Here is a 12,344-nt window from a genome sequence, read left to right as displayed (position 1 = left end):
TAAATTGATTATAAACGGGGTTTTAATATGAGGACATAGAAAAACCCCGAATAAGGGACTTTTTTTATCGTGTCCATTATTCGGGGTATAGTTCAAACTACCTTTCAAGGTTCTTTTTTTATAGTTACCTAGTGAAGAATCACGGGATATAATTACTATTTAATAGGGCAACAAGGCGAATCAGGTGACAGAGCCGCAAGCTTTCCAAAGCCAAACGAATCGCTGCGGCTGCGATGGCCGCCGGTATCATCCCCGTATTCGGTTGGGGAGCAAAAGCTGCTAAAGCAGGTGTGGTCGCCTACAAAGCAACAAAGGGGCTCAACGCTGCGGACCATATGCTGGATGCCTATAAATCGACAAAAGCCATGGACATCCTCAAGCAAACCGAAGCCGGCCTCTATGGACTATCCGCCGCCAACGGTCTCGGCGAAGCCGTCACCGGCAAAGACATGTTTGGAAACGAACTCACAGAAGAACAGCGCCAAACCAGCCTGATGACAGCCCTTGGCATCACCGGTATTGCCGGCGCAGCCAAGGCCGCAGACAAAATGGCAAGCGGAACAAAACTCATCCCCTACAGCAAGGAATATGTGCAAAATAAAGTCCAGAAAGCCCAAGGCACGATCAAGGATATGGGCAAGGCCATCGGGAAAGTCGAAGTGCCAACTGGAGTTAAGGTCAGGACAGTAGCGGATAGCACTGGAAATACTTATAAAGCTATTGGTGTGGATAAGACGACGATAAAGGATCTTGCGCAGAAGATTACTGCGAAGGGTGAGGGTAGTAAGGGTACGGGTAAAGTGTATCCAACGAGACAAATCGATTCAGTAGCAGAAGCACACATAGTTGATAGAGTGAAAGAGCTAAGAGGGAATTTACCAAGTAAATATAAAAAAGCCGGTAACTATGCTCTTGCAGAGGTGGATGTTAATGGAATAAACAAAAAGGAGTTTTATGCTTCAAATCAATTTGGAGTCATGAAAGCACTCGGAGCGAGTACCGGCTACCTGGCAAAAAGTATTGTGGGCCAAGTGTTCATGCTTGCGGTTGTATGTATAGCAAGCAGTGTTGCACTAACATACGGGGTCACTTTCATTATGCCAGAAGGAATGCCTTTTGAATTAAGTACTTCTTTGGTCATTCAATATTCCATCCTTTTATTGATTGTTTCGGTATTGGGCTCCTTGTTATCACTATATCGAGTGTCAAAAATTGATGCCATTGAAGCCATTGGGAGGGTAGCATGATGAATCATAAACTATCATTTGATCACGTCAGCAAAATTTACGGTGAAGGTGAGAACAGGGTGAAGGCTCTTGACGATATTTCCTTTCATGTGAAAGCTGGTGAGTTTGTGGCCGTTGTTGGTCCATCAGGTTCGGGAAAAAGTACCTTTCTTTCTATCGCAGGTGCTTTGCTTTCCCCAAGTGAAGGTAGCTTGTTTTTAAACGATGAAGATATTCCATCATTTTCTCCAAAGAAATTAACACGTGTTCGGCTAGAGAAGATTGGATTTGTTTTTCAATCATCCAATCTTGTACCGTATCTTACCGTGCGTGACCAGCTCCTGCTAATTTCTGAACTGATTGGTCAACGTGACAAGAAAGCTGTGAAAAAGGCTGATGAATTACTTAGTCACCTTGGACTTAGCCATCGGGCCAATCATTTGCCTGAAGAGCTTTCAGGCGGGGAACGGCAACGGGTAGCCATTGCGCGGTCTTTGATGAATAATCCCGAGATTATTTTAGCGGATGAACCAACTGCCAGTCTTGATTCTAAGCGGGGACGAGAGGTTGTAGAAATGCTTGCGACCGAGGTGAAGCTAAGAAACAAGTCAGCCATCATGGTGACCCATGATGAGAGAATGTTAGATCTGTGTGACCGTATCGTCAACATTACGGATGGTAAGGTATCTCTATAAAAAAGGCAATGCATAAAGGCCACTTTATTCCAGGTTCAGCGGAGAATATAGTGGCCTTTTATCATTCTAAATTAAATAGAGAAATTATTTTACTAGAATAAGAAAATCAATGAAGGAATCTTGGTTTTACGTGTTACTATATAGCAAGGAAATTGTTTAGATAAAGGCGGGCTAGTTGCATATGAAAAAGACTTCTTTAGATGTTCTCATTATCATAATAGGTGCGTTCATTTTTGCGTTATCGATTAATCTTTTCGTGATTCCTAATGACCTCGGTGAAGGTGGAGTAACGGGAATAACCATCATTTTATTCTATTTATTCGAATGGTCGCCGGGCCTTGTAAGTTTCATTATGAATGCTTTTCTTCTGATTGTCGGGTATAAATTTTTATCGAGAATTACAACGATTTATACGATTATTGCCGTTACATTCCATTCTCTTTTCCTTCATTTAACGGAGAATTGGAACATATCCTCGGACGAAATCATAATCAATGCCATATTTGGCGGTGTGTTTGCAGGTGTAGGAATTGGTTTAATCATCCGAGTGGGAGGGACGACGGCAGGTTCTACGATTCTTGCGCGAATGACAAATAAATATTTAGGTTGGAGCTTAAGTTACGGGTTATTGTTTTTCGATGTGATCGTGGCGGTTTCGTCATATTTCATCATTGGCGCAGAAGGTCTCATGCTTACCATCCTCATGCTTTATATCGGAACGAAAGTAATGGAATTCATCATTGAGGGAGTTAATCCGAAAAAGGCGATCACCATCATTTCGAAAGAGGCAGACCTTATCGCCAAACAAGTCACTATAAAAATGGATAGAGGGGTTACCGTTTTTAGTGGACATGGTTACTATACGAAAGATGCTAAAGAGATCCTCTATATCGTTATTAGTAAACAAGAGGTAGTTAGGTTAAAGAGAATTGTTGAGTCTACGGATAGCTCTGCCTTTATCGCGATACATGATGTTCGGGATGTATTTGGAGAAGGGTTCGTGGATATTTCGAAGTCATAACTTCATTTTAAGGATCATTTTTGTTTCACTATATGAATGGAAAATAAAAAAAGCCTAACCAGGCTTTTTTATTTTCCTTTAATTGACAAAAATCTGTAAGTTACGATAAAATTGTTATATTATGTAAGTAAGAATCCAGCCATCATGAGGAATGCACCCATTAAATATGGAGGTGTCCGGCATGATCCTTTTAAAAGTGGATGACAGAAAATTTGGGAAGAGCAATATCAAGTACAGCATAGTGGATAAGGAAACGGATGAATTGATTAATAGTGGTGTGTTCGAGGAATTTGGACAAGCAAGCGATAAATACTATGAATTGAAGGATGAGTATGGATCTTCCAATGTGAAAATGGTGTTGAAATAAGAGAAAGGGGGAGGCCATTTTGGTTTCCCATTTTCACTCAATTTGATTGAAGTTTTCAGATTAGACATGGGAATCATATCGAATGATCTCGAAATATCCCTTGAGGACTACGATTTAAACCATCATTTCATGGGTTGTCGAAAATATTGAATGAAATACCTAGGACCGATATCCTTTTCAATTTATATAAAACATGGGAAGGAATAATCATTGGGTATTGAGTCATATATATTAGAGGAAGGAAGATTAAGTAACTGTAAAGTTATACATTTAATTGTAAGTAATGGCATTAAGTGGTAACATAAGAAATATAAATGTAACCGATTACAATTTTCTTTGTAAGGTGGTGATGAATCATTTAGTAGAATAGTGAAATGGCAGATTGCAAGTTGTCTAACTTTATTACTTTATGCAAACGTTTTCTTAAATTGTATAGGAATTTACGGAAAAGGGAGAGTTGATAGGCATGAAGCGTAAAAAATGGTACGGGGGAATCTTTTCTATTTTATTGATATTTAGCGTGGTCTTGGCTGGGTGCTCTTCTTCTACAGGGGGAGACAGTGATTCAAAAGATAAGGATAAAGTGACTTTGGATATTTTCCAATTCAAAGTAGAGTTTAAGCCGCAATTTGAGACTCTGGCAAAACAATATGAAAAAGAGAATCCAAATGTAAAGATCAAGGTATCGACAGTGGGCGGCGGAAATGATTATAAATCTGCCATTACCGCAAAGTTTGCTTCAGGTGAGGAACCAGCCGTATTTAATATTGGCGGACCGATAGATGTGGAACAATATAAAGATAGATTATCAGATTTGAAGGATACAAAAGCTGCAGAGGCTGCACTTGAGGGGACGTTGGATGGTGTAGAAGAGGACGGGCAGATTCTGGGGCTCCCATTCAATCAGGAAGGGTACGGCCTGATTTATAACAAACGTATATTTAAAGAAGCGGGGATCAATCCGGAGGAACTAACAAGTTATACAGCTCTGGAGGCAGCCGTGAAGAAACTGGATTCACAAAAAGGAAAATTGAAAATCGACGCAGTTTTTGCTTATCCGGTTAAAGAGAAATGGGTGACAGGGAATCACTTATCCAATGTCTTTTTAGCACCGGAATTTGACGGGAATGTATTAACGGCTAGTAAATCAGAAACAATCAAATTCACGGATGGGGAAAAGTTCAAACAACTAGTGGATATTCAAAACAAGTATTCGGTTCAGCCGACAGCAAGTCTTGATTACTCTCAACAAGTAGAAGAGCTGTTTTCCCTAGAAAAAGTGGCCATCATCCAACAAGGAAACTGGGTGTATAACACAGTGTATGACATGGATCCTGAACTAGCGGAAAACGGAATTGGCATTATCCCGATTCCGAATGGGGATACGGCGGCCATGCCTGTCGGGGTACCGAACTATTGGGCAGTGAATAAAAAATCTGATGAGAAAGTCCAAGAAGAAGCGAAGAAATTCCTGGACTGGATGTATACTTCCGATACAGGCAAAAAAGCGGTGTTAGAGGACTTTAAATTCATTCCAGCCTATGAAGGGTATGACGTAGAAAAGATTGCCGATCCGCTTTCGAAGGAAATCTATAAATATTCTCAGGATGGCAACACGATTGGTTGGGTATTCAATGGATATCCGGTCGGATGGAATGACGATCTTGGCGCGAGTGTCCAAAAATATGTCACCGGTAAACTGACATGGGATGAACTCGTGAAACAAAACATTGAAAACTGGGAGAAAATCCACAGTAAATAGGCATATTTTTAAATAGGAAAGCAACCAATCGAGCCTAATTTGTGTCGATTGGTTGTTTGTTCTCTAAATAACTACCTGCTTTTTACACTCTATATAAGGAGGTCGATTTCGATGCGAAATCGAGATGCTGCATATTGGCTGTTCTTGACACCTGTTCTGGCTGCACTCATTTTGGTTGTGATTGTGCCACTCATTTACGGATTTTATTATTCATTTACGAATTGGAATGGTCTAGGGACCCCGGATTTCACGGGTTTGAAAAATTATATAAATTTATTTTCTGATCAAGGATTCCTAGATACATTTTGGTTCACCATCAAGTTTTCGGTAACGGCGATTGTGGTCATTAATGTTCTAGGCTTGAGCCTAGCTCTTATCGTGACATCAAAACTGAAGTCGAGCAACCTTCTTCGGACCATCTTCTTTATGCCGAATTTGATTGGCGGCCTGATCCTCGGATTTATTTGGCAGTTCATTTTTATCAAAGTCTTTGGTGCTATTGGGGATATTACAGGCATAGAGGCTTTCAATGGCTGGTTATCCACCACGGAGACCGGATTTTGGGGATTGATCATTCTAACATCCTGGCAGATGGCAGGGTATATCATGATCATTTATATCGCTTATTTACAGGCAGTCCCTGAAGACCTGATTGAAGCGGCCAAAATCGACGGGGCTAATAGCTTCCAACGTTTTCGCCATATAACTTTTCCGCTTGTGGCACCAGCCTTCACGGTCAGTTTGTTTCTGACGCTTTCGCACTCTTTCAAAATATATGATCAAAACCTTTCCTTGACCAATGGCGCTCCGTACAATTCAACGGAAATGGTCGCGATGAACATTGTTAAATCCGCTTTTACGGAAAATGATATGGCCTATGCGCAGGCAAAAGCCGTGATTTTCTTCGTGATTGTGGCAGCCGTTTCTTTGACTCAGGTTTATATCAATAAGAAAAGGGAGGTTGAACTGTGATGAGAAAGAACTGGAAACTTTGGCTGGTCGGCTTAATCGGGTTCATATTGGCTCTATTATGGCTCACTCCCTTTTATTTGATGATTGTTAATGCCTTTAAAATGAAACGTGAGATTTTCTCTGACACATTGGGATTGCCTGATGCCTGGACATTCGAAAATTTCACGCAAGCTTTCGAACAATTGGATTTTCTCCGGACTTTATTTAATTCTATCTTCATATCGGTCGTCAGTGTCGTTATTATTATTATCTTTTCAGCGATGGCGGCTTATGCGCTTTCGCGAAATAAGAGCAAATTCAGTTCCTTGCTGTTCTTCGTGTTCGTGGCAGCCATGCTTATCCCATTTCAATCAGTGATGATTCCGCTAGTTGCCCAATTCGGCCAGATGGGCATGTTGAACCGGACAGGATTGATCATCATGTACTTAGGTTTTGGGTGTAGCCTCTCGATATTCCTATATCACGGTACGTTAAAAGGGATACCGATCACTCTCGATGAAGCGGCGAAAATCGATGGAGCCAACCGTTTTCAAGTGTTCTGGTATATCATTTTCCCGTTGTTAAAACCAATGTCGATTACAGTCGGGATCTTGAACGTCATCTGGATTTGGAATGACTATCTATTGCCATCGCTTGTTATCGGAGGCGCGGGTTCTGAGACGATCCCACTGAAATTATTCTTCTTTTTTGGACAATATACGAAACAATGGCACCTAGCCTTGGCAGGACTTACCTTGTCTATTATTCCGGTCATCATTGCGTACTTTTTTGCTCAAAGGCAAATTATTAAAGGAATCGCAGACGGTGCAGTTAAATAACTATATTGATATAGGGAATAATAATCCTCGTGCAATGAACGGGAGTAGATGAAAATGTCTGTAACGATAAAAGACGTTGCCAAGAAAGCGAATGTCGCTCCATCAACGGTATCTCGTGTTATTCATAACAGTCCGGCCATTAGTGAAAAGACAAAGCGTAAGGTACGTAGGATATTGAAGGAAATGGGCTATCATATGAACGAAAATGCCCGGAACCTAGTAACGAAATCGACAAAGACCATTGGGATCGTCATGAAAAATTCTGCTAGGGAATCGCTGTACAATCCATTTTTTCCTGAAGTGATACGAGGCATCGGTGACTTTTGTAATAAAGAGGGGTACAGCCTATCCTTGACGACTGGTGAATCAGAAGAAGCCATCTTCGAGGATGTCGTAAAAATGGTCCAAGGAAGACGCGTTGACGGCATGATTGTTTTGTATTCGAAACAAGATGACAAAGTGGTACCTTATTTAATTGAACAAAGCTTCCCATTTGTGTTGATCGGTAAACCGAGGACTGACATGACTGGCATCACATTCATTGATAATGATAATGTTCAAGCCGCCAAGGAATTATCAGAGTTTGTCATCAATCTGGGTCACAAACGAATCGCCTTTTTAGGAGGCAACCCTGAGTTTGAAGTGATCCAGTCCCGACTAAGCGGATTCCGATTGGCGATGGAACAAGCAAAGCTGAAAATTCCAGAGGAGAATATCAAGTTGATTCCAGTGAGTCGGTCCGAGGGGGTAAAAGCCATCGAGGAGCTTTTGAATCTGTCTCCGGCACCCACGGCATTCATCGTTATGGACCTCTTATTGGGTGTGTTGTTACTTGGCGTGTTAGCGGAAAAGAACTTGAAAGTCCCTGAACAAGTCACTGTCGTTTGCTTTAATCACTCGGAGTTCATCGAATTCTTAAGTACACCGCTAACCACAGTTGATATTCATACGTATCAGTTAGGTTATGAAGCAGCAAAATGTGTCTTCGATTTGATTGCATCTCCGAATATGATGGAAAAGAGTGTCCGAATCCCTACCAAAATCGTGAAGCGAGAGTCACATTTCGCTATCAAAGAAGAAAATGTAGAATTCTTTTAGCAATTAAAGCTTGATTTTTTATAACATAAATTTACAATAAAGGGTACTACTATAAAAAGCCTTATTATTCTAAATTGTTTTTCCTCTTCTGACGCAAACGTTTGCGTGATAAATAAATTTTATGAGGGATTAATTAAACATGCGGAGGAAGTCGCCGACAAAATATATGGAGGAGATGCTGATGAAGGTTTTGGTATGGAATGAGTATCGTCATGAAAAAACGAAACCAGAAGTGGCTGAAATTTATCCAAATGGAATCCATGGTGCCATTGCTGACTTTTTACAAGATGAACAGGTCGAGGTTAGCACAGCTACTCTCGACGAAGAAGAGCATGGATTGACGGAAGAGGTTTTAAAGGAAACGGATGTGCTTCTCTGGTGGGGGCATATCGCCCATGAAGAAGTGCAGGATGAAATTGTCAAACGCGTTCATAAGCGAGTGCTCGAAGGTATGGGACTTATCGTCCTCCATTCAGGCCATTTCTCGAAAATTTTCAAACAACTGATGGGAACGACCTGTGATCTCAAATGGCGTGTTGCAGATGAAAAGGAACGGCTATGGGTCGTGGATCCCGCTCACCCAATCGTTGAGGGAATTGGTGAATATATCGAGCTTGAGAAGGAAGAAATGTATGGGGAACACTTTGATATTCCTACACCGGATCAATTGTTATTCATCAGCTGGTTTAAAGGTGGCGAAGTATTCAGAAGTGGCTGTACGTATCAACGCGGTAAAGGGAGGATATTTTATTTCCGGCCAGGTCATGAAACCTACCCGACTTACTATAATCCGGACATACAGCAGGTGATAAAGAATGCTGTGAAGTGGGTCAAGCCAAGACCTCACACCAATGCCGTTTACGGAAAAGCGGAACCATTGGAAAACATCCCATCTAAGAGATGAAATAAAAGGAGAGAGCAAAAAATGGTCAAAGTGAATGTGGGAGTCATTGGTTGCGGTAGTATCGCGCAGAATAGGCACTTCCCGGAATATCAAGCCCATCAGGAAACTAACATTATTGCCGTTTGTGATATTGCGCAAGACAGGGCGAAAGCAGCGGCACAAAGGTATGACGCACAAGCATATACTGATTATATAGAACTCTTAAAGAATAAGGATATTGACGTAGTTAGTGTATGTACACCGAATTACCTGCATGCGCCCATCACAATTGCTGCCTTAGAAGCCGGGAAACATGTTCTTTGCGAAAAGCCAATGGCGACTTCTTTGGAAGATGCTGAAAAAATGAATGAAGCAGCTGCTAAAAGCGGCAAGATATTAATGATTGGCCATAATCAACGTTTTGTTCCTTCGCATCAAAAAGCAAAAAAGCTTATTGAAAGTGGTGAAGTTGGAAAGGTTTATAGCTTCAGGACTGCTTTTGGACATTCGGGCCCGGAAACGTGGAGTGTCGATGGACGGAACAGTTGGTTTTTTAAAAAAGATCAAGCGGTAATCGGAGCAATGGGAGACTTAGGTGTTCATAAAGCGGATTTACTGCGATATGTGTTAGGTGAGGAATTTGTGGAAGTCGGGGCATTTGTGGAAACGAGCGCAAAAGAACAGGCAGATGTCGATGACAGTGCCGCTTGTATCCTGCGAACGGGAAGCGGTATTATTGGTACCCTGACGGCAAGCTGGTCGTATGCAAAAGAAGACAACGCCACGGTCATATATGCGGAAAAAGGCGTGCTGCGTCTTGAGGACGACCCGAACTATTCATTGATCATCCATCACTTGGATGGGAAGACGGAAACCTTCGAATTAGGGGGCATCCAGACAAATGACTCTGGTGGACAGCATGATTCTGGAGTAATCAGTCACTTTATAAATTGTGTGGTAAACAATGAAGAGCCTCTTATCACAGGAATCGAAGGATTACACTCATTAAAAGTCATTCTCGGCGCAATGGAGTCAAGTGCATCCAGACAAATCGTCCGCTTATAAAGGGGTTTAATAGTCATCATGTATAAATTGAAAATGGGTATTATCGGTGCAGGGGGTATTGCCCAAAAAAGGCATATCCCAGCTTTCCAAACATTACAGGATAAGGTAGTTTTATATGCAATCCAAGATATTGACGAGATGAAGGCGAGAGATGTCGCCAGGCAGCATCATATTGAAAAGGTTTTTACAAATTATGAAGATATGTTTGCCGAAGTGGATGCAGTCACGATAGCCACACCAAATAAGTTTCATGCAGAGATATCCATCGCGGCATTGCAGGCAGGTGTACATGTTTTATGCGAAAAGCCAATGGCCATCACCACTGAGGAGTGCAAGGCAATAACCGACGCTGCAGAATTATCCGGAAAAGTGCTTTCGATTGCGTATCATTACCGTTTCATGAAGGAAGCTCAAGCTGCAAAAAAAATGATCCAGGCAGGTGAAATAGGAGAGCCTTATGTGGCGCGAGTCCAGGCGATTCGACGTCGGAAAGTGCCAGGTTGGGGCGTATTTACAAGCAAGGAACTGCAAGGCGGAGGAAGTGTGATCGATTACGGCTGTCATTTGCTTGACTTGGCCTTATGGCTGATGGATGACCCGGAACCAATCGAAATCGTAGGTTCGACATATAATTATGTCAGTAAGGGTGTGGACCAAGTCAATCTATGGGGTAATTTTGATGCTTCGGTTTTTGAAGTGGATGATCATGCAACGGCCTATATTAAATTTGCGAATGGAGCTTCTTTACTATTTGAGACGTCATGGGCGGCCAATATCCGTGAAGAGGCGACGGTTTTGAGTTTATCCGGAACACAGGGTGGTCTTGATGTGTTTCCGCTCATATTGAATCAGGCGAAACACGGTATGCTTTTGAATAGCGAAGCCGTTTGGATGCCGGGCAAGGATACACCGGATCTCCAACAGGCAGAGAACTTTATCGATAGTTGTCTTGGATTTGCTGAACCATTGGTAAAACCGTCTGAAGCCATGAAAGTATCGAAAATCATTGAAGCTATTTACCATAGTTCTGCAAGCGGTAAGGTCATGAGCATCAATTAATGCAAAGGTGAGGTGAGGCGAGTGAAACTAGGAGTTTTTACAGTACTATTCGGACAAAAAACATTTGAGGAAATGCTCGATTACGTGGCAGCCTCTGGATTAAAAACAGTGGAAATCGGTACAGGCGGGTACCCAGGCAATGCCCATTGCCCCCTGAATGAACTGTTGGAGAGTGAAGAAAAAAGGCAGCACTACATGGAAGCCATCCAATCAAGAGGCCTAACCATCAGTGCGTTCAGCTGTCACGGCAATCCTATCTCTCCAGACGAAAAATTGGCAAGAGAAAGTGATGAAAATCTCGTAAAGTCAATTAAGTTAGCTGCACTCATGAATGTACCGGTGGTGAATACATTTTCCGGTACCGCAGGTGATCACGAAGGTGCCAAATATCCGAACTGGCCGGTTGCCCCATGGCCGAATGAATATACGGATGTCCTAAAATGGCAATGGGAAGAAAAGCTGATTCCATATTGGAAAAAAATCGCTGCTCTTGCGGATGTACATCATGTTAAAATCGGCCTGGAACTGCATGGAGGGTTTCTTGTCCACACACCATATACTCTGCTGAAGCTACGGGAAGCCACATCGGACGCAATTGGTGCCAACCTCGACCCAAGCCATCTCTGGTGGCAGGGAATTGAGCCAGTCGGCGCCATCAAGATTCTTGGGAAAGCAGGAGCCATCTATCACTTCCACGCTAAGGACACCTACCTGGACCAAGACAACATCAACATGTATGGACTTACCGACATGCAGCCATACGGGAACATTCAAGAACGGGCATGGAACTTTCGCTCAGTCGGTTGCGGCCACAGCCTACAAGAATGGTCCGATATTATGAGCGCCCTTCGCACATACGGGTATGACTACGTCGTAAGCATTGAACACGAAGATCCGCTTATGTCCATTGAAGAAGGATTCCAACGAGCCGTCACGAACTTAAAAACCGTCCTGATCAACGAAAGTCCGACCGATTTATGGTGGGTATAACCGATAACGAGCAGCCTAAACGGGTTGCTTTTTATTTTGGGATTTTTTCGTGAACGATTAGACTGATAAAGTTGTTGGTTTGACCGATATATATTCAAATAGACCGATAAAGTAGTGGAAATGACCGATAAAAGGCTAGAACAGACCGATATAGGGTCAAAGTAGAGAGTGGTTTTATGAAAAAGCGTAATCATCTCTTTAATTATTAGTCGGAAACCTATAAATTGGTGGAAAATGAGCTAGTTTGCAAAAGAAAATGAACTAGATTTATAAAAAGCTTGATTAGACCGAAAAAAATCCAACTAGACAGATAAATGAATATAAAACTTCTAAAAAATAAAAATAGTTGAAACTTTTCCCGTACCATTTCCCTCTAATGAGCAAAAGG

At 42.0% G+C, this 12,344-nt stretch carries 12 protein-coding genes; all 12 read left to right on the top strand.

All coding sequences use genetic code 11. The features are described 5' to 3' along the window. Positions 1-233: 233 nt before the first annotated feature. The 12 genes from ACIQXN_RS12130 (at position 234) to ACIQXN_RS12075 (ending at position 11,956) form a co-directional block, all read left to right on the top strand. Positions 234-1,247 carry an FtsX-like permease family protein gene (locus tag ACIQXN_RS12130; protein ID WP_402966650.1) on the top strand — a complete coding sequence of 338 codons (1,014 nt, stop codon included), beginning with the start codon at positions 234-236 and terminating at the stop codon, positions 1,245-1,247. Beyond that, entirely contained in the window at positions 1,244-1,921 is a 678-nt protein-coding gene (locus ACIQXN_RS12125; protein ID WP_402966648.1) for an ABC transporter ATP-binding protein, read from the top strand. Before ACIQXN_RS12130 ends, ACIQXN_RS12125 begins: the two co-directional genes overlap by 4 nt. Before the next feature lie 181 nt (positions 1,922-2,102). Then, positions 2,103-2,942 (top strand): YitT family protein, encoded by an 840-nt coding sequence (locus ACIQXN_RS12120; protein WP_402966646.1) that lies wholly within the window; start codon positions 2,103-2,105, stop codon positions 2,940-2,942. A gap of 181 nt (positions 2,943-3,123) precedes the next feature. Continuing rightward, entirely contained in the window at positions 3,124-3,309 is a 186-nt protein-coding gene (locus ACIQXN_RS12115) for a hypothetical protein (RefSeq protein WP_402966644.1), read from the top strand. A gap of 466 nt (positions 3,310-3,775) precedes the next feature. Next, the gene (locus ACIQXN_RS12110; RefSeq protein ID WP_402966642.1) at positions 3,776-5,071 is read left to right on the top strand and encodes an ABC transporter substrate-binding protein; all 1,296 of its coding nucleotides are present in this window, start codon (positions 3,776-3,778) and stop codon (positions 5,069-5,071) included. 111 nt (positions 5,072-5,182) lie between these two features. Further along, entirely contained in the window at positions 5,183-6,043 is an 861-nt protein-coding gene (locus ACIQXN_RS12105) for a carbohydrate ABC transporter permease (RefSeq protein ID WP_402966640.1), read from the top strand. Continuing rightward, positions 6,043-6,861 (top strand): carbohydrate ABC transporter permease, encoded by an 819-nt coding sequence (locus tag ACIQXN_RS12100; RefSeq protein WP_402966638.1) that lies wholly within the window; start codon positions 6,043-6,045, stop codon positions 6,859-6,861. The genes ACIQXN_RS12105 and ACIQXN_RS12100 overlap by 1 nt, the downstream gene beginning before the upstream one ends. A gap of 54 nt (positions 6,862-6,915) precedes the next feature. After that, positions 6,916-7,959 carry a LacI family DNA-binding transcriptional regulator gene (locus tag ACIQXN_RS12095; protein ID WP_402966636.1) on the top strand — a complete coding sequence of 348 codons (1,044 nt, stop codon included), beginning with the start codon at positions 6,916-6,918 and terminating at the stop codon, positions 7,957-7,959. Positions 7,960-8,137: 178 nt separating this feature from the next. Continuing rightward, complete coding sequence (locus tag ACIQXN_RS12090) at positions 8,138-8,863, top strand: ThuA domain-containing protein (protein ID WP_402966666.1); 726 nt, start codon at positions 8,138-8,140, stop codon at positions 8,861-8,863. Positions 8,864-8,884: 21 nt separating this feature from the next. After that, positions 8,885-9,907, top strand: a complete 1,023-nt coding sequence (locus ACIQXN_RS12085) for a Gfo/Idh/MocA family protein (RefSeq protein ID WP_402966634.1) — start codon at positions 8,885-8,887, stop codon at positions 9,905-9,907. 18 nt (positions 9,908-9,925) lie between these two features. Then, entirely contained in the window at positions 9,926-10,966 is a 1,041-nt protein-coding gene (locus tag ACIQXN_RS12080; RefSeq protein ID WP_402966632.1) for a Gfo/Idh/MocA family protein, read from the top strand. Between the two features lie 21 nt (positions 10,967-10,987). Continuing rightward, positions 10,988-11,956: a sugar phosphate isomerase/epimerase family protein gene (locus tag ACIQXN_RS12075; protein ID WP_402966630.1), complete on the top strand. Its 969-nt coding sequence runs from the start codon at positions 10,988-10,990 to the stop codon at positions 11,954-11,956. Positions 11,957-12,344: the final 388 nt, after the last annotated feature.

Origin of the sequence: Peribacillus sp. NPDC097295, assembly GCF_044761665.1 — a bacterium.
Taxonomy (GTDB): domain Bacteria; phylum Bacillota; class Bacilli; order Bacillales; family DSM-1321; genus Peribacillus.
This window is presented reverse-complemented; position numbering and strand designations above follow the sequence as displayed.

Excerpts from the sequence above, each read along its gene's own strand:
- ACIQXN_RS12130 (WP_402966650.1), top strand. The coding sequence starts at position 234 with ATGGCCGCCGGTATCATCCCCGTATTCGGTTGGGGAGCAAAAGCTGCT.
- ACIQXN_RS12125 (WP_402966648.1), top strand. The coding sequence starts at position 1,244 with ATGATGAATCATAAACTATCATTTGATCACGTCAGCAAAATTTACGGT.
- ACIQXN_RS12120 (WP_402966646.1), top strand. The coding sequence starts at position 2,103 with ATGAAAAAGACTTCTTTAGATGTTCTCATTATCATAATAGGTGCGTTC.
- ACIQXN_RS12115 (WP_402966644.1), top strand. The coding sequence starts at position 3,124 with ATGATCCTTTTAAAAGTGGATGACAGAAAATTTGGGAAGAGCAATATC.
- ACIQXN_RS12110 (WP_402966642.1), top strand. The coding sequence starts at position 3,776 with ATGAAGCGTAAAAAATGGTACGGGGGAATCTTTTCTATTTTATTGATA.
- ACIQXN_RS12105 (WP_402966640.1), top strand. The coding sequence starts at position 5,183 with ATGCGAAATCGAGATGCTGCATATTGGCTGTTCTTGACACCTGTTCTG.
- ACIQXN_RS12100 (WP_402966638.1), top strand. The coding sequence starts at position 6,043 with ATGAGAAAGAACTGGAAACTTTGGCTGGTCGGCTTAATCGGGTTCATA.
- ACIQXN_RS12095 (WP_402966636.1), top strand. The coding sequence starts at position 6,916 with ATGTCTGTAACGATAAAAGACGTTGCCAAGAAAGCGAATGTCGCTCCA.
- ACIQXN_RS12085 (WP_402966634.1), top strand. The coding sequence starts at position 8,885 with ATGGTCAAAGTGAATGTGGGAGTCATTGGTTGCGGTAGTATCGCGCAG.
- ACIQXN_RS12080 (WP_402966632.1), top strand. The coding sequence starts at position 9,926 with ATGTATAAATTGAAAATGGGTATTATCGGTGCAGGGGGTATTGCCCAA.